The organism is Arthrobacter sp. CC3 (assembly GCF_039907775.1).
In the GTDB taxonomy this organism is placed as follows: Bacteria; Actinomycetota; Actinomycetes; order Actinomycetales; family Micrococcaceae; genus Arthrobacter.
Genome location: NZ_JARCCY010000015.1, coordinates 94944 through 111236 on the forward strand (window position 1 = coordinate 94944; position 16293 = coordinate 111236).

Annotated in this window: 20 protein-coding genes and 1 pseudogene; 9 read left to right on the top strand and 12 right to left on the bottom strand. The window is 66.4% G+C overall.

Features of this window, described 5'->3' with window-relative positions; genetic code table 11:
* Nucleotides 1-54: 54 nt before the first annotated feature.
* From PV761_RS11260 to PV761_RS11275, 4 genes and pseudogenes are all read left to right on the top strand, one after another.
* A pseudogene (locus tag PV761_RS11260) lies at nt 55-816 on the top strand (helix-turn-helix transcriptional regulator); the annotation flags it as partial.
* 60 nt (nt 817-876) lie between these two features.
* Entirely contained in the window at nt 877-1341 is a 465-nt protein-coding gene (locus PV761_RS11265) for a phage tail protein (RefSeq protein ID WP_347896797.1), read from the top strand.
* A gap of 15 nt (nt 1342-1356) precedes the next feature.
* Entirely contained in the window at nt 1357-1797 is a 441-nt protein-coding gene (locus PV761_RS11270) for a VOC family protein (protein WP_347896766.1), read from the top strand.
* 141 nt (nt 1798-1938) lie between these two features.
* The gene (locus PV761_RS11275) at nt 1939-3249 is read left to right on the top strand and encodes an MFS transporter (RefSeq protein WP_347896768.1); all 1311 of its coding nucleotides are present in this window, start codon (nt 1939-1941) and stop codon (nt 3247-3249) included.
* A gap of 107 nt (nt 3250-3356) precedes the next feature.
* Here PV761_RS11275 and PV761_RS11280 read toward each other — a convergent pair whose 3' ends face one another.
* From PV761_RS11280 to PV761_RS11305, 6 genes are all read right to left on the bottom strand, one after another.
* Entirely contained in the window at nt 3357-3794 is a 438-nt protein-coding gene (locus tag PV761_RS11280; RefSeq protein WP_043439110.1) for an ester cyclase, read from the bottom strand.
* Nucleotides 3795-3872: 78 nt separating this feature from the next.
* Nucleotides 3873-4709: a DUF2182 domain-containing protein gene (locus tag PV761_RS11285; protein WP_347896771.1), complete on the bottom strand. Its 837-nt coding sequence runs from the start codon at nt 4707-4709 to the stop codon at nt 3873-3875.
* Between the two features lie 10 nt (nt 4710-4719).
* Nucleotides 4720-5337: a DUF1326 domain-containing protein gene (locus PV761_RS11290; RefSeq protein ID WP_347896773.1), complete on the bottom strand. Its 618-nt coding sequence runs from the start codon at nt 5335-5337 to the stop codon at nt 4720-4722.
* 233 nt (nt 5338-5570) lie between these two features.
* Nucleotides 5571-6929, bottom strand: a complete 1359-nt coding sequence (locus PV761_RS11295; RefSeq protein ID WP_347896775.1) for an MFS transporter — start codon at nt 6927-6929, stop codon at nt 5571-5573.
* 42 nt (nt 6930-6971) lie between these two features.
* Nucleotides 6972-7313, bottom strand: a complete 342-nt coding sequence (locus PV761_RS11300) for a cupin domain-containing protein (RefSeq protein WP_028271994.1) — start codon at nt 7311-7313, stop codon at nt 6972-6974.
* A gap of 97 nt (nt 7314-7410) precedes the next feature.
* A complete protein-coding gene (locus PV761_RS11305; RefSeq protein WP_347896777.1) occupies nt 7411-8403 on the bottom strand; it encodes a squalene cyclase in 993 nt (330 codons plus the stop codon).
* 127 nt (nt 8404-8530) lie between these two features.
* Here PV761_RS11305 and PV761_RS11310 point away from each other — a divergent pair, with 127 nt between their 5' ends.
* Both PV761_RS11310 and PV761_RS11315 read left to right on the top strand, forming a co-directional pair.
* Nucleotides 8531-9031: a DUF2975 domain-containing protein gene (locus tag PV761_RS11310; protein ID WP_347896779.1), complete on the top strand. Its 501-nt coding sequence runs from the start codon at nt 8531-8533 to the stop codon at nt 9029-9031.
* Nucleotides 9031-9312 carry a helix-turn-helix transcriptional regulator gene (locus PV761_RS11315; RefSeq protein WP_347896781.1) on the top strand — a complete coding sequence of 94 codons (282 nt, stop codon included), beginning with the start codon at nt 9031-9033 and terminating at the stop codon, nt 9310-9312. The genes PV761_RS11310 and PV761_RS11315 overlap by 1 nt, the downstream gene beginning before the upstream one ends.
* Nucleotide 9313: 1 nt before the next feature.
* On the opposite strand, the gene PV761_RS11320 is transcribed toward PV761_RS11315, so the two are convergent.
* The 5 genes from PV761_RS11320 to PV761_RS11340 form a co-directional block, all read right to left on the bottom strand.
* Entirely contained in the window at nt 9314-9814 is a 501-nt protein-coding gene (locus PV761_RS11320) for a GNAT family N-acetyltransferase (RefSeq protein ID WP_028271991.1), read from the bottom strand.
* Between the two features lie 9 nt (nt 9815-9823).
* Nucleotides 9824-10711, bottom strand: coding sequence for an alpha/beta hydrolase (locus PV761_RS11325; RefSeq protein ID WP_347896783.1), 888 nt, complete (start codon nt 10709-10711; stop codon nt 9824-9826).
* A 35-nt stretch (nt 10712-10746) separates the two neighbouring features.
* On the bottom strand, nt 10747-11238 hold the full coding sequence (locus PV761_RS11330) for a DUF3592 domain-containing protein (protein ID WP_347896785.1): 492 nt from the start codon (nt 11236-11238) through the stop codon (nt 10747-10749).
* A 25-nt stretch (nt 11239-11263) separates the two neighbouring features.
* Nucleotides 11264-11833 carry an AAA family ATPase gene (locus tag PV761_RS11335; RefSeq protein WP_347896787.1) on the bottom strand — a complete coding sequence of 190 codons (570 nt, stop codon included), beginning with the start codon at nt 11831-11833 and terminating at the stop codon, nt 11264-11266.
* Between the two features lie 101 nt (nt 11834-11934).
* On the bottom strand, nt 11935-12324 hold the full coding sequence (locus tag PV761_RS11340; protein WP_347896789.1) for a hypothetical protein: 390 nt from the start codon (nt 12322-12324) through the stop codon (nt 11935-11937).
* Between the two features lie 173 nt (nt 12325-12497).
* Between PV761_RS11340 and PV761_RS11345 the strand changes: the two genes are divergently transcribed.
* Complete coding sequence (locus PV761_RS11345; RefSeq protein WP_347896791.1) at nt 12498-13934, top strand: DUF222 domain-containing protein; 1437 nt, start codon at nt 12498-12500, stop codon at nt 13932-13934.
* Between the two features lie 121 nt (nt 13935-14055).
* Here the strand turns inward: PV761_RS11345 and PV761_RS11350 are convergent, their stop codons facing one another.
* Entirely contained in the window at nt 14056-14403 is a 348-nt protein-coding gene (locus PV761_RS11350) for a GNAT family N-acetyltransferase (RefSeq protein WP_028271986.1), read from the bottom strand.
* Nucleotides 14404-14507: 104 nt separating this feature from the next.
* Here PV761_RS11350 and PV761_RS11355 point away from each other — a divergent pair, with 104 nt between their 5' ends.
* The gene (locus PV761_RS11355) at nt 14508-14945 is read left to right on the top strand and encodes a DUF6457 domain-containing protein (RefSeq protein WP_347896793.1); all 438 of its coding nucleotides are present in this window, start codon (nt 14508-14510) and stop codon (nt 14943-14945) included.
* A gap of 65 nt (nt 14946-15010) precedes the next feature.
* The gene (locus tag PV761_RS11360) at nt 15011-16207 is read left to right on the top strand and encodes a TerC family protein (RefSeq protein WP_347896795.1); all 1197 of its coding nucleotides are present in this window, start codon (nt 15011-15013) and stop codon (nt 16205-16207) included.
* The last annotated feature ends 86 nt before the right edge of the window (nt 16208-16293 follow it).

The window sequence follows — 16293 nt, forward strand, 5'->3', positions numbered from 1 at the left end:
GGTCCGCCCCGGCGGCTTGGCGAAATGCGACAGCCCGGATAGGAGTGCCCTCCGATGGTGGATTCGTTCAAGGGCATCCTCTACCCGGCCCGGCTTCCCACGTTTCACCGGGTGCCAGCGCCCGAGTCCGTCACGAACCTGGTGCAGTGGTTCTGGATCCCCGAATGGGACATTGCGCCGGGGCACACCTCACGCCAGCACGTGATCGCGTTCCCCGCGTCCAACCTTGTGGTGCAGCAGGATCTCGTGGAGTTCGCCGGCCCCACCACCCGCCGGTCACACCGCGACCTCACCGGCCGGGGATGGGCGGTCGGAGCCCTCCTGCGTCCTGCCCTGGTGCCACATTTCACGGATGATCCGGGCAGCCTGCGGGATGCCCAACTGCCGCTGCCGCTCGCGGACCTTCATGCCTCAGTGCTGGCGGCGATGAGCGGAACCGACCCGGCGGAACGCCGGCAACGCGCCGTGGAGGCGTTCACCGGCTGGCTGGTGGCGGAGGATCCGGAGGTTTCCGAGGAGGGCCTGCTTGCCAACGCGATGATGGACCTGATCGGGTCCCCAGCTGAAGTGACCCGCCTTGAGGACGCTGCGGCGCGGCTTTTTGTGTCGCCGCGAACCCTGCAACGCGTGGCGAAGAAGTACATCGGCCTGAGCCCGTCCGCGCTGATCCGACGGCGCCGCCTGCAGGAGGCCGCCGACCGGTCCCGGACCGACCCGGCGGCAGACCTCGCGGCGATCGCTGCCGAACTCGGCTACACGGATCACGCCCACCTGACGAACGACTTCCAACGGACCCTGGGATTCACGCCCAGCACGTACCGCCGTCGCGTTAGCATTGGTCCCACCACGTCTGATCTCGCCTTACCAGGAGGGCGCATGCCGCACATCGTCGACTTCAAGAACGTTTCCACTGCAGGCTTGGAATCATCCCCGGTGGCCGACGCCGCCGCGGGTCTGCGCGCCAATGAGGCCCGCTACTTCAGCACCAAGTACAACCACGTCTTCACGGTGAGCCCTGCCAGCGAGGTTCCGGAGGTGGTGGACCGGGTGAACCGGATCCTCCGGGAAGAGCGCGACATCGTCATCGGATCGCGCCCGCTGGAAGCAACCGACTTCGAAGTCGACGGCTTGCGGATGTCCTACGTGTTCTACGAGTCGGGGCTGTCCATCAACGTTATGTACAGCATCGAGGACGGCGGGAAGCGAGCCGTGGGGTTCAAACTTGCCGACGGTATGGACGTGCCGGAGGAACTGGCGGAGCGCTTCAAGTTCGCCCGCCAGAAATCGAAGCTGGCCGGCACTATCCGTGGCTCCTACTTCGTGATCAAGGGCGAGTACTGACAGGAGGTGGTTCTCGTGGCACACATACAGCGTTTCGACCATGTCGGCATCACCGTCGCCGACCTCGACGCTGTGACGGCGTTCTTCGTCAAGCTGGGTCTCGAAGTGGAGGGCCGGACTTTCGTGGAGGGCGAGTTCCTGGATACCGTCTGCGGCATCCCGGACTCCCGCACCGAGATCGTTATGCTGCGGCCGCCGGACGGAGGAAGCCGGATCGAGCTCGCGAGCTTCGTCCGGCCCGACCACAAGCCGGGATCGCCCGATGCGATGGCCAACGAGCTGGGGCTGCGCAACGTGTCCTTCGAGGTGGACGGCCTCCAGTCAGCCGTGGACGGACTGGCCGCGGACGGCTACGGGCTGGTCGGCGGCATCGGCCAGTACGAGAACAGCTGGCGGATGGCGTACGTACGGGGGCCGGAGGGGATTATCGTGTCCCTGGCCGAGCGGATCGGCTGAACGGAAAGGGTCCGCGCATTCCCGCGAAGGTGGTTCTGACAGACCCTGCCTCGCAATAAATAAATCAGGTAATTTGAGTGGAGGACACCGGCAACCGGCGCCGTGTTCCTTCCCCCACTCCCTGAAAAGGACTCTTCACCCGTGCCTCCCGCGACCTCCGTTCCTGCACGCGACCGCATGCCCTTCGGCGCACTGCTGGTGCTGTCGATGATCGGCTTCACCGCCATCACCACCGAGCTGCTGCCCTCCGGCCTGCTCCCCCAGATCAGCGCCGGCCTCAACGTATCCGAACCCGTGGCCGGCTACCTCACCGCCGGGTATGCCGCGATCATCGTGGCCACGGTGATCCCCGCTGCGATGCTGCTCGCCCGCATCCCCCGGCATATCCTCCTGGTGGCGCTGGTCCTGACCTTCGCCGTCAGCAACGCCCTGGTTGGCCTGGTGTCCGATTTCGGCGCTGCCCTGGCCGCCAGGCTGGTGGGCGGCATTGCCCACGGCCTGCTCTGGACCGCGATGGCCCCGTTCGTGGCGCGCATCGTTCCGGCCCACAAGGTGGGCAAGGCGATGGCCATCGTCTTCAGCGGCAACAGCCTGGGCCTGGCCATCGGCGCCCCGCTGGGCACCGCCCTGGGCGCAGTGGTCGGCTGGCGGGCGTCCTTCCTCCTGCTGGCGGGCGCCGGTGTGGTCCTCGCAGGCCTGGCCATGTGGCTGCTGCCCGCCGTCCGGCGGATCCCGGACGCCCCGCGGCCGTCCCTGCGCAAGGCGATCGGCCAGCCCGGAGTGAAATCGGTGGCCATCGCCTGGCCGCTGATGCTCATGGCCCACTTCGCCCTGTTCACCTTCATCGCGCCGTTCCTCCGCGAAGCCGGCCTGCCCGACTACAGCATCACCCTTTCCCTCACCGTGCTGGGATTCTCCGGGCTGGTGGGCATCTGGATCGCCGGCATCACCGTGGACATGCGGCCGCGCCGTGCGCTGCTGGTTACGACGGCGATCATCGCCGCCGCGTACCTCCTCCTTCCACTGGGTGGCAGGACCGTCCCCGGTGCCCTGGTGCTCATGGCGGTGTGGGGTGCCGCCTTCGGCGCGATCGGCATCTACAACCAGTCGGCCATCCTTCGCGCCGGCAGGGAGTACCGGGAGGCTGCCAACGGCCTCACGGTGCTGACCATCCAGCTGGGCATCACCATCGGCGCGCTGTACGGCGCTGCCGCCCTCACCATGGCGGGCCCGCTGATGGTGCCGGTCGCTGCTGCGGTGCCGGTCGTCGTCGCGCTGGTGATTGTGGTGACCGGGCGCAACCACGCCTACCCGCCCGGGCCGAAGGAAGCGGGGTTCGTTGCAGCTGAAAAGTCGACGGCGGCCGCACCGGTCCCGGATGCGGCAGGCGCGGGCGTCGCGGACGCGCCGGCGGAGGCTCCTGCCGGCGCGGGCGTGGCTGCGCGCCGCTAGCCTCGCGGGCAAAGGGGTGCGGCACCGTCACGGGACAGTGCCGCACGCGGTGCTTCCCGCCGTCGGCTAGGAGCGGCGGCGGGAAACTCTGTTGGCCCGAACCTTTATCAGCCGGCGCTCGCGTCCGTTGTCTGTGACGGGACGGCGCCGATCTGCTGCATGAGGCTCAGCGTGTCGGAGGAACCCCAGTGCTCGGCCACCTTCCCGTCCTGGATGCGGATGATGTCCGCGCTGCTGAATTGCACGCTCTTGCCGCTTGCAGGAACACCCAGGAACTCCCCCGTGTGCGTGCCGGACAGCACCACGTGGGCAGCCTCAAGGTCGCCGTCGGCCAACGCCGGATCGAGTTGGACGGTGAGGTCAGGGAACGCCGCACGGATGGCGTTGGTGTAGAACTTCACGCCGTCCTTTCCCGGCGGCTGCCCGGGCATCGGGTCCTCGTGGTCCTGGATGTCGTCCAGCACAAATTCATCGATCAGGGCGAGATTTCCGCCCGCCAGCACTTCTTCGTAAAACCGCCTGAGGAGTCCAGTTCCTTCAGACATTGTCGGCTCCTTTGTTCGGTGAGACCTTTGGATAATTCCCCCGGTTAATGGCCGCCCGCGCTCAGCGACGGCGGCACGTTACATCCCCATCCCCGCCGTCGCCGCGGGGGTGAGGGCAATGCCGAGCGCAATCACGGCGAACGCCACGGCAACGGAGCGGTTGGCCAGCCGTTTCCAGGGCAGCATCTTCTCCGCGGCGATGAAGGCACCGATCAGCGCCATCCAGCCGACGCTCATCACCCCGAGGGCGAACAGGGCAGCCATCAGCGCCCAGCAGCAGGCGACGCACCACGCCCCGTGCTCCACACCCATCACCAGCGCGCCCCGGTAGCCGGGCCGCATGCGGTGCAGGATGAAATCCATGGGCGTCCGGCATTTCATCAGGCTGACGTTCTTGGCGGGGGTCAGCTGATAGACCGCCGCGACCAGGATCACGCCGGCTGCCAGGTAACGTCCGCCCTGGTCCGAGCCGAAGAGCCCGGGCGCGAGCGAGGCGACCGACATGTACAGCGAGTAGGCCACCAGCCCGAAGGCTGTCCAGGCCAGCAGGTACCCGGCCACGAACACAGTTGTTGCCCCGGCAGGCGCGTGCCGTCCCGTGACCCTGCGGTGCCGCTGGATCCGGTCATACGCCACCACCATGGGCGCCACGGACGGAAACATCATGGCCGACAGCATCACCACCCAGGTGGCCACGAAGAACCCCAGCGGCCCCGGGTCCGTCCAGCGGCCCATGTCCATTCCGCTCAGCTGGGTTGAAGTAAAGATCCAGCTCGCCGCCGCGAGCACCAGGAGGATGGCGACGAGCCCGGCTTCCCGCGGGTCGATCCGGGAGGCCGGCCTGGCATATACCTGAGGGTGGGCGTGCGCCACCGGCTGCACACCCACCCTCCTGAACAGCTTCCGGTGGTACATCACGCGGGGCCTAGCCGCGGCCCTTGGGGGCGCCCTCGGCCATTTCGCTGGCGAAGGTGAAGTCGGACGTCTCGCCGTATACGCCGTCGAACTCCATCCCGAAGCGGTCCGGGTGCCCCGGTCCCTTGCCGATCCGGAACTCCGGGGCGAAGCCGAACATCGCGTTCTTCACGGTGGTCACGCCGCCGTCGGGCCCGGGCAACGGCTCGAAGGTGACAACCACGCGGCCCGCCACCGAGCCGGACGGAGTATCCCCGTCGGAGAACGAGACACTTGCGCGTTCCAGTCCCAGCCATTCGCCGTACAGCGCAGCCAAATCCCCGAACGGGCCGCCGGCCTGGCCACGGAGGATGCTCTCGAGTGCGTCCACCTGGGCATCGGATGCGCCCTCGTCGACGACGGCCCCCACTTTCCAGCCGCCTGCGGTCAGGTGGGTGGGGAACCAGTTGAAGAACGCGAAGTCGACGCCGGACAGGTCCGTTTCCTCCATCGCGCCGGTCGCAATATGGAACACGTTGAAGCCGCGGCACTCGCCGTCCGGGCCGGTGGGCACGCCGTCCACGGGGCAGGGGCAGATCAGGGAGCAGGTGCAGTTGCCGACGTATGTTCCGGACATTTCCCAAGACATGGGACCCTCCTCGCTGGCGCCGTCGCCAAGCAGAAGCGGCCCAGGGTCAGCGCCGAAAATATTGGAAAACGGGGCGGAAGGACCCCGTTAAGGCAGACAGTATTCCCGCGCCATCTGGGTGTCAATATGGCGTGAAAACAAGGAAATCGGGGCGCCGATGGGCGCTTCGGAGGGCGCGGGCGGGGGTCCTTACGGCGTGGTTTTGGCGCTCATTTTGGGCCGCACCCCACAGCTCATTTCCGTTCCCGCCACAGCAGCGTCACGCCGAAGGCGACCGCCCCCAGCACCAGCATGGTGAGAACCATCAGGCCCCAGTTGGCCTGGTTCACGCCGCTGCCGTAGAAGATGCCGATCATCACCGTGGCCGTAATGGCGCCCAGGTACCGGCAGGTCTGGAAGATCCCGGCGGCCACGCCGCGCTCGTGCGGCTGGGTGGAGACGTACATGCCCTGGCTGGAGGCGATGCTGACCACGCTCCACGGAATGCCCATCAGGGCCGTCAGCAGCAGCACCAGCGGGATGGCGAAGGAGGCGGTCAGCAGCCACATGGCTCCGGCGGCGGCCACCAGGAACAGGACGCCGGAGATCAGCACCCGCCGCACACGGAAGCGATCGATCGCGCGGACCGCGAACGGCGTCGCGATCACGGACATTGCTGCCAGCGGCAGCATGAGGAGACCCACGACGCCGGGATCGTAGCCGGCCGCTTCCTGCAGCAGCTGCGGCAGGCCGAAGAACGCAAAGTAGTAGATGCCGTTGAACACGGCGAAGCCCAGGTAGACCAGCAGCAGCGGCCGGTTTCTGCCGAGCAGCCGCAGGTCCAGGAAGGGCGGGCTGAACTTCAGTTCGCGCCAGACGAAGAGCCCGGCCAGCACGGTACCGCCGGCCAGCAGCCACCAGCGCGCGTCCGGCAGCACGTTCAGCAGGGCCATCATGACCAGCGTCAGGGAGCCGACAAAGCCCAGGATGCCGGGAATGTCCGAGTCCCTGAGGAGTTCGGCGGCGCTGCCGCGTTCCCGGTCGTCGTCCACCGGGGCGTACTTCCGGACAATGAGGAGCGCCGCCAGCGACAACGGCACGTTGATCAGGAACAGGGCCTGCCAGCCGACCAGGCTCACCAGCAGCCCGCCCACCACCGGACCCACCGCCGCCGCGGAGGTGTTGGCCATCTGGATACGGCCGAGCGGCCTGGTGGACTTGACGTTGGCGGCCCGGGCCAGGGCACCGACAATGACGACGGCGCTCGGGTACGCCGTCGCAGTCCCCAGCGCCATGACGGCCCGGGCGACGCACAGCAGCGCGAAGTTCGGGGCAAAAGGCGCCAGCGCGCAGGTCACTGCCACCAGGATCATCCCGAAATTGAACAGGCGCCGCGGCCCGAAGCGGTCCGCCATCCGGCCCATCAGCGGCTGGCCAGCCGCGGAGGTGAGGTAGAAGGCTGTAATCACCCAGGTGACCGTGGCGACGTCGAGCCCGAAGTCCGCGCGCAGCACCACCAGGGCAACGGCGATCATGGACGAGTTCAGCGGGTTCAGCGACGTGCCCAGGCTGAGGCCGGCGACGGCGAGGGCTGTCCGGGGTTTGTTGCTCACGGAAACAGTCTTGCCTACATCGGCGCGCCGGGCCGAACTTGGTTACGGCCGCGTCGTGCCCTTCGCCACGGTGAACAGGAACGTCGAGTCCTCTTCGGCTTCCAGGCTGTGCAGGCCGTCCGGGACGATCAGCAGGTCACCCGGCTTGCCGTCCCACGAGTTCTCACCGGCGCGCAGGCGGAGGCTGCCCTGGAGGACATAGACCGTGGCGTCTCCCGGGTTCTGATGCTCACTCAGCTGCGTTCCGGCTTTGAGCGCCATCACGGTCTGGCGGAGCACCTTCTCATGCCCGCCATAGACAGTGTCTGCGGCACGCCCGTTGCTCGCTGCAAGCGCGGCGGCGAGCTGCTGCCGGGCCAGGGCCTCGATCGATATCTTCTGCATGAGGCCACGGTACCCACAAGGACTGCCGGGCGGTATAGGCCGGTGGTCCCTCATCCGGAACAGCCTGGTAAGCGCGAACGGACACGTGCGGCCCCTTTCACCGGGGCCGCACGTGTCCGTTCGCGCCGTCCCACCAGTCCAGCACCCGCGCCCCGAAGAAGGTCAGCCACTTGGACGGCTCCCCGGGCGCAACGTCGACTTCGAACCAGACCCGTCCGGGATGGCGGCGCTCCTGCAGCCATGTACCGTCGGTACGGCGGGCGGCCCGGACCGTCTCGATGGCTTCGGCCAGCCGCGGATCGGGCGCGGCTCCGTCGTGCAGGGCCGCTGCCCGGAAGTAGTCCGTCGCGTTGAGCGCGCTATAGAACGAGCGGAACGGGTAGGCGAACCGCGTCACCCACGGGCCCACTATTTCGCCGGTGGACAGGGTGCGGAGCAGCCGGCGCTGCAGCAGGTACTCCTCACCGGCCCGGCGGGCGGCGCGCAGCCTGCTGGTTCCGCCGGTCGCGGCTTCGTAGTCCAGCAGGCCCTTCAGCGCGTTGAGGGTGGAATGGAAGGACGACCGGGTGGAGCCCTCCACCCACTCGCAGTTCCAGCCGCCGTCGGCCATGCGGTGGTCCAGGAACCATTGGGCGATTCCGGAGACGTCTGCCCCGAGCCATGCCCCGTTGACCAGCGTGTAGGCGTTGATGCAGCAGTCCACCTCACCGCCCCAGTACGGCAGGTCGTCGTACTCCCAGCGGCTGTTCGCGGCGAGCAATTCGGCGGTGCCGGCGAGGACGGCTCCATCGAGGCCCCAGTCACGGAGGCTGTTGAGCGTCCACGTGGTTGCGGTCCACGGCTGCCCCGCGCCGTCGGCTGCCTCGGGGCCGTGGAAGTCAAAGTCTCGGGGGAAGAACGCACCGCCCGCCCACTGGCCGTCGGCATCCTGCAGGGCGAGGAGCCGTGCGGCGAAGCCCTCCGTGGCCAGACGGGACCGGGTCGCTTCCCACGTGTCACGCGGCGCGCCCGCAAGGTCGCGCTCCACCTGCCAGCGGAGCGCCGGGTCGGAGTCGAGCAGCCAGGTGAGCAGGGAAGGGTCCACGGCCATGCCCGGCAGGCTACCACGGGCGTCCGCTTGCGGGCTGGCCTTTCGAGGAGTCACGCGCCGGGTCCGCTTGTCCAAGCTATCGAATATCGATAGTATCCAACTGTTATTCGACACCCAAGGAGATCTAATGGGAAAGCTGACTGTCCTCGCATTGCGGATTGTGCTCGCGATGGGACTCGCCGGTTCGGTATTTGTGCAGGCCGTGATGGTTCCGCTGCTGGCCCGGGACCTCAACGAGGACCTGGGCCCGGACATCGCCCGCGTCAGTGTGCCGGTCCTCGTGATCGTCCTCCTGGGCATCCTCGCCGTCCAGGTCACCATGGTCTGCGTCTGGCGGCTGCTGACGATGGTGCGGCGCGGAACCGTGTTCTCGCACGCCGCCTTCCGTTACGTGGATGTGGTGACGGGAGCCTTCGCCGCGGCGTCTCTGCTGACCTTCGGGCTCGGCGTCGTCCTCGCCCCGGGCGAATCCGTCGCCCCCGGCGTCGTCCTCCTGATCGGAGGCGCCGGCGTGCTGATCGCCGGAGTGGCGCTCGTCGTCGTCGTACTGCGCATGCTGCTGGCACAGGCGGTGGCCCGCGATGCCGAAGCCAGGCACCTGCGGGACGAACTCGACGAGGTGATCTGATGCCGATCGTCGTCGACATCGACGTGATGCTTGCCAAGCGGAAGATGTCCGTGGGAGCACTCGCGGATCGCGTCGGGATCACGCCCGCAAACTTGGCGGTGCTCAAGAACGGCCGAGCCAAAGCGGTGCGCTTCACCACCCTCGAAGCCCTGTGCGAGGTGCTGGAGTGCCAGCCGGGCGACCTGCTGCGCTGGGAACCCGAGGAGACCGCGGCACCCGGCGGGACAGAGACTGGCGGAACGGAGCCTGACGGGACGGAGCCTGGCGGTCAGCCGGACTAGCCTAGGGCTTGGCTGACCGGACCATTCGGATCACGGGCAGCTCCTCCCATTCCGGCGGCAGCAGTTTGCGCTCGCCGTCCTCCCGAAAGCCGTATTTGAGGTAAAAGGCCAGCGCCCGGGGATTGTCCTCAAGCAACCACAGGTACGCCGGTGAATCGGCGACGGCGGCGTGCAGCAGGGCAGCCCCCAGGCCGCTGCCATACATGCGCCGGAGAATGTAGATCGCGTACAGCTCCAGCTGTTCGGGCGCGTCCGCGTCGAGTGCCGGGCCGGCATCGGCGAATCCCACCACTTCGTTGCTGTCGTCCAAGGCAATGAGACGCGGGTCAGCGGTTGCCAGGGATTTTCGACGCTGTTCGATGCGCTGGGGAATGCTGGCCCGGCGGGCGCGGAAGAACTCGGGTGACAACTGGCGTGCGTAGCACTCCTCGTGGACCAGGGTGTGCATGCGCACGAGGGCGTCGGCATCATCCGGCGTGGCCTGGCGGATCTGGAAGTCCATGGTCCAAGCCTAATCAGCAGCCGGCCGCCTTACCCATCCGACCCTCTGAAGCCAGGCGGTCAAAATCGGCAGCACCACTGAGCTGTGCATCGCGCTGAGGTGATCCAGGCCGGGAAGGACTTGAACGTCCCAACCTGCAGCGATGAGGGCCGCCTGGTGTTGGGCCAGGGGTTCACCGATCCGCACCCGGACCCCGCCCCATTGGGCGCTGTAGTCAATCTGATCTTCGGCACCGGCAAAGGCGAGCCGCGGCAAGTCCGGCGGGACTTCGGCGGCAAAGTCGTCGAACCCTTGGAGCGCTTCATACAGGGTGACGAACTGCCGCGTTTGCGCCTCGGTGGTCTGGACGGAAACGTGGTCCCAGTCTCCCGGTTCGGCCTCGGCGACCGGAACAGTGGACTGGCCAGGAGACTGGGTGGACGTCGCCTGGGACATCGCATGTGCGGCGCGGGTGACCGCCAGCATGCTCCGGTACGGTCCGTCCACGGGCGGAAAACCGCCCATCACCAGGGCACGGAGGCGGTCCGTGCGGAGGGCGAGTTGGAGCCCGCTCAACGCAAGCCATGAGTAACCGTAGTAACCGAAAACGTCGGCTCCCGCGGCGTCCGCAATGGCCAGCAGATCGGCGGCGAGGTGATCGGGGGTCAGCGTGTCTGCCGCAGGATGGGCCATCCGGTGGCCTTCGTAGTCGGCCGCGATCACGCGGTTTGACCTGGAAAGCCCGTGGACCAAGGCCGGTCCCACGTCAGGATCCCCGCCCCATTCGCGCATGGTCTCGGCCTCGACGGTCCCATACGGTTCCAGCCGGACTGGCAGGAGCAGCGCCGGCCCCTCCCCCTGAGCCGTGATAGCTATTCTTGACCCGTCGTGAAGGACAGCCTCAACGGTCTCTGGCATTCCGATCCTCATCTTTCTGGGCGTTGCCCGAAGCGCTAGTCCGTGCGCTTCCTGGGGTCCTTCCTCTTGCCCAGCAGCTTACTGATGAACACGAAGACGCCGATTCCCCCGAAAAGGGCAGTCAGGAGGACGCCCATCCCCCGCAAAGATACGCCGTCGCTTTCATACCCGAGGACCGTTGCGTTGCCTGGATCTGATTCCTGGTACGCCACGGTGACTTCCTCGCCCACCACCGGGTGCTGGTCATGGTCCACGGCGGCCGAGGTGTAGTAAACGAATCCGTCGGCGGACTGGTACTCGACTCTGATGTCGCGGGCGGAGGCTTTCCTTACGTCGTCAAAATCAACAATCAACCCCACCGTCCGTTCCCCGCTCCGCGCAAGCTCGTCGTCGGCATCCACGAGGAGCGTGCCGACGACGATAAGCACCGGCCCGAGGCAGAGAACCAGAGCTGTGATGGCGAGGCTCACCCACGCCCCCGGCGACATTTTTGGGTTGCGGTTCACTGTTGCGTTCGGCGAGATCACGGTCCCATTCTGCCCCCAGGACCGGTCAACCGGTGACGGCAGGCATCAGCGATCCGCCGAGCCATTGTTCGACTTCGCGCTGGGACCTCAGCCTGACGACGACGACATGCGGGTATTCGGCGACGAACTGCGGCATCACCCCGGAGTACTTTCGCCGCGTCCGAATAGCCCACCGGACGATGTGGTCCCTATCTGTGAAGAAGGACAGTAGCGGCGCTTCAATGTTGCCGTTCCAGAGTTCTTCGCGGCGCCACCGACGGCGGACAGTTCGCCGGAGGACACGGGGAAGGGTCACGCGAAGGAACGGAAGATCGAGCCAAACGAGGAGGTCCGCCTTGTCAGCCAGCAGTGGCCGCGCGGCATCGTACATCCACTCGGTGGTCCACGAATCGGTGCCCACCAACCTGTGCACGTCGGCCAGGAATTCCCCTCGGGGCGTCCAGTCCGGCCCATGGAAGAGAGCGTCAATCTCCGTGTGCTTGCCGCCCGTGATAGCCGCGATCCGCGCAGCCAGGGTGGTTTTGCCTGCGCCCGATACTCCTGCCACCAGGACCCGCCTCGGCCGGTGCGGAAGGGGCTCATCGTGGGAATGCATAGGTCGAGCGTAGCGGGCAGCGCGACTCACTCCTGCGCTGAGGCGATATAGCGCTGAAACGTTCCCCGTCGCCGCGGACCACTGTCTGTGCCGGGGTCCTTCTAGGAAAGCTCCACAATTCCGAGACATTCGATCACCACGTGTTCCGGCTGCCCCGGATCGTCACCCCAAATGCGAAGCGGAAGTTCCTGCGTCAGGGTCCTGATGCCGGTGATGCGGTCCAAATACACTGTCTGGATCTCAACAAGCCGTCTCCCCGTCGGGAGGAGGCCATGGAAGAGCAGCGTCATGTTGGACGTCGACGGGGTTTCATTGGTGATCTGGAGTTCAACGTCACCCTCGGCATCGTGTTGAACGGCGATGGCCAACATGCTCTCGCTCTGCCAAATGTTGGATACTCGGTCAATTTCCGGAACAGTTGGATCGTCTTCCGTTATCAAAAGCATCAGGGCATTCGGATATGACGCGGTGGTCTTAAATAGGTGGCTCATAGCAAGGACTCCGTTGACGTATCAGTGAGCGCGCCGGCAAAGAATGTTTCCAGTGTCGCAAGAAGCGTGCCCTAATTCCGGCTCGGCGCGGCCGGATTTTGATCAGCCCAGCATAGAGTCTCGGTGCCATTGAGCAAATGTTGAATGTCGGACCCTCCCGCCAAACTGTAAATATGGAAAACAACGCAGTGGTCACGGCATTGAACGCCGTCGCGGCGTCCGTTGCCGAGCTGCATCGCGTGTGGGACGGTTCGCGGCTCGCCAGCGGGACCGGCTCGGACCATCTGCGGCAGCTGGCTGACGTCTGCCTGGACGGCCTTACCGAGGTGGCCCACATCGAGGCCCGCACCGCAGCCGTCAAGGTCGGGCTGACGGAGACCTTTGCGGAGGCGACGAAAGCCATGGCATCCCCGTCGGCGTCGCCCCAGGAGCGGTGCTCCGCGGCGATGGGTGTGGTCGCCGAGCTAGCTTGCGTCCTGACCGTTAGCGAAAGAACCGCTGAAGCATTCCTCCAGGAAACCCGGCAGCTCACCACGGCACTTCCGCTGACTCTTACTGCCCTTCAGGCCGGGACCATCTCCTGGCAGCACGCCCGGATCCTGGTGGACGAAACCACCGGCATCGACACGGCGGCGGCTGCCGCTCTGGAAGCGCACTTCCTGGACCCGGACGCCGTTAACGCTGCGCGGGGCTGTCCGGCTGGAGATCTGGTGCCGTCCCGCTTCCGCGCCAAAGCACGAACATGGCGGGAGCGCCACCACCCCGTCAGCATCGAACGACGCCATCAGGCCAGCGTTGAGGACCGGCGGCTGGAATACACTCCGGACCGCGACGGCATGGCGTGGCTTTCCGCCTACCTGCCTGCCGACACCGCCGCTTCCATCTGGCAACGCGCCACTGCGGCAGCCAGGACCCTACAAGGGCCCGCCGAGCCGCGGAACCTTGCCCAGCTCCGGGCAGACACCGCCGCAGAATGGCTGGTCGCCGGTGTCGCTGAGGGTGTCCCGTCGCCGAAGGCGCAAGTACTGGTCACGGTGCCGGTGTTTTCCCTGCTGGGTGCCACCGAAGAACCAGCCCACCTGGATGGGTACGGACCCATCCCGCCCAGCATGGCTCGCCAATTGGTCGCAAACGGCGCCACGTCCTTCCACCGCGTGCTGACTGACCCTGGCACCGGTGCACCGCTGGAGATCGGACGCTCCAGTTACCGCATCCCGGTGGCCATGCTCCAGTGGCTCCGCCTCCGGGATGGCAAATGCCCGTTCCCTGGCTGCAACAGCCAATCCCTCGACAACGAGGCGGATCACGTCACGCCCTGGCACAAGGGCGGCGTTACAGGCGTCTCCAACCTCAACCAGCCCTGCCGGAGGCATCACCGGCTCAGGCACACCACCGGCTGGAAACCTGTCGGCGCGGGCACCGACGCACCGCCGGGCTGGGTGGCACCCTCGGGTCGCCGCTACCTCAGCGAAGGGTACGACTGGGAACCGCCGTGGATGCCCGGTGCCTTCGACCCAGACGCGCCTCCGGACATTCCCTTCGATCCAGATCCACCCGCGGGCTTGCCCGTTGACCCGTTGCCGGACTGGGAGAAGTGGATCGCAGCCTAACCGGGCAGCCCGACCACGCCAGCGCGTGGCGCCACGCGAAACCCATGGCCGTCGCGCTGCCTTGGCTACGCCCGCCGCGCCTGCGACGGCCCTCGCTACGCCCGCCGCCGCCGCGCTACCCTCAAGCCCGCGCGGCCAGCGCCCCGCTGAGGAAATCGAGGTGGGCCGGTGTGGTGGCGGTAGTGCTCGCGGCGTACTCGGGATGTTTGGTGAGGAACTTCTTGATGTAGGGGCACACTGGGACGATGCGCAGCCCGGCGGCCACGGTTTCATCCAGTGCCGCGGTGGCGAGCTTGCCTGCCAGCCCCTGGCCGCCGTACTCCTCGTTTATCACGGTGTGGTAGAAAATCCGCTGCGGCGAGTCGCCGGCGTCGTATTCTTTGTACGCCGCCTTGCCGATCACGGTGCCTGCGACCAGCACTTCAAAGCGCTCACGGTCCGGGTTCTGGCGGATGGTCACATCACTCATCGGGAATCTCCTTGATAGCAGCTCTCGCTACAGCCTAACCTCGAGGCATCTGCCGTTATTTCCCGACCACACATCTGACCGCACTCGTCACCTAGGAGCGACCCATGACCGCCAACGACAACGAAAACCAGATCCTGGACCAATGGAGCCACCGGCTGGCACAGGCCCTGCAGCTCTTGGACCTCGATTTTGACCGCGAACTCATCCTGGACCTGGCCGGAGAGTCGGCGCGGTCCGTCACCCACGCCGCGGCACCAATCACCGCCCTGATGGTGGGCTACGCGGCGGGACTCGCGGCCGGCACCAGCGCAGCCGGCACCAGCGCAGCCGGCACCAGCGCAGCCGGCACCAGCGCAGCCGGCGCCGGCGCAGCCGGCGCCAGCGCAGCCGGCACCAGCACAGGCACGGCCACCGGGAGCGCCGGTTCCAAGCAGTCGTCAGCGGCGGCGGTCGCGCAGGCCGCCGATGTCGCCTTCCGGCTGTGTCAGGACGGAGCCGACGGCGGCCCGTCCAGCAAAGGCTGGGCAGACACCGCCCAGTAGCAGGCAGCCAGTAACCCTCGCCCGGTAGGGTTGACTCAACCCCAACCGACCGGAAGGCACGCAGCATGCAGGTCCCCCTTTACGTATGGATACTGACCGTCGTCGGCATCGTGGGCCTGCTGGCCTTCGACTTCTTCTTCCACGTCCGCAAGGCGCACTCCCCCAAGCTCAGGGAGTCGGCCACGTGGTCAGCGATCTACGTGGGCATCGCCCTAGTCTTCGGCATCGGCGTCCTGATCTTCGGCGGCCCCACCATGGGCACGGAGTACTTCGCCGGTTATGTCACCGAAAAGGCCCTGTCCGTGGACAACCTTTTCGTGTTCCTGATCATCATGGCCAGCTTCAAAGTCCCCCGTGCGGACCAGCAGAAGGTGCTTCTGTTCGGCATCGTCTTCTCCCTGATCGCCCGCACCGGCTTCATTTTCCTCGGCGCCGCCCTGATCAACAGCTTCGCCTGGGTGTTCTACATCTTCGGCCTCATCCTGCTGATCACCGCCGGCAACCTGCTCAGGCCGGATTCGCACGACGACGACTCCGAAGGGTTGGTGGTCCGGCTTGCCAGGAAGTTCCTCCCCGCGTCACAGCACTACGACGGCGACAAACTCTTCACCGTGGAAAACGGCAAACGCGTCCTGACCCCCATGCTGCTGGTGATGGTGGCCATCGGCGGAACGGACATCCTGTTCGCGCTGGACTCCATCCCCGCCATCTTCGGCCTGACCCAGAACGTGTTCGTCGTATTCACCGCCACAGCGTTCTCCCTCATGGGCCTGCGGCAGCTGTTCTTCCTCATCGACGAACTGCTCGACCGCCTCATCTACCTTTCCTACGGCCTGGCCGCGATCCTCGGCTTCATCGGCGTCAAGCTCATCCTCCACGCCCTGCACGAGAACAACGTGCACTTCATCAACGGCGGCGAACACGTGACCGTCGTCGAGATCAGCACCGGTCTCTCGCTCACCGTGATCATCGGTGTCCTGGTGGTCACCATCCTGGCTTCGATCTACAGCCCCAAGGGCAAGGCCAAGAACATGGTTTCCGGCGCCAAGCGGCACGCCACCGAATACGTGGACCTGAACTACGAGACGGGCATTGCCGAGCGCGAGGAAATCTTCAACAAGATGCTCCGCGAGGAGGGGGAACTCAAAAAGCTTCCGGAGAAGTACAAACGGCTCATCCGCAACGAAACGGAGTTCATGGACCTGCTCAAGCAGGCCCACGCCGAACACGACGCCGCCCTGCAACGGGAGAACCGCGCGTAGGAGTGGCGGCGCCTAGTACTACAGTCGCGTTTATTGGTGACTTTCGGCGGTTTAATCGGACTTTCGGCTGGGAACCTGTTAATCGT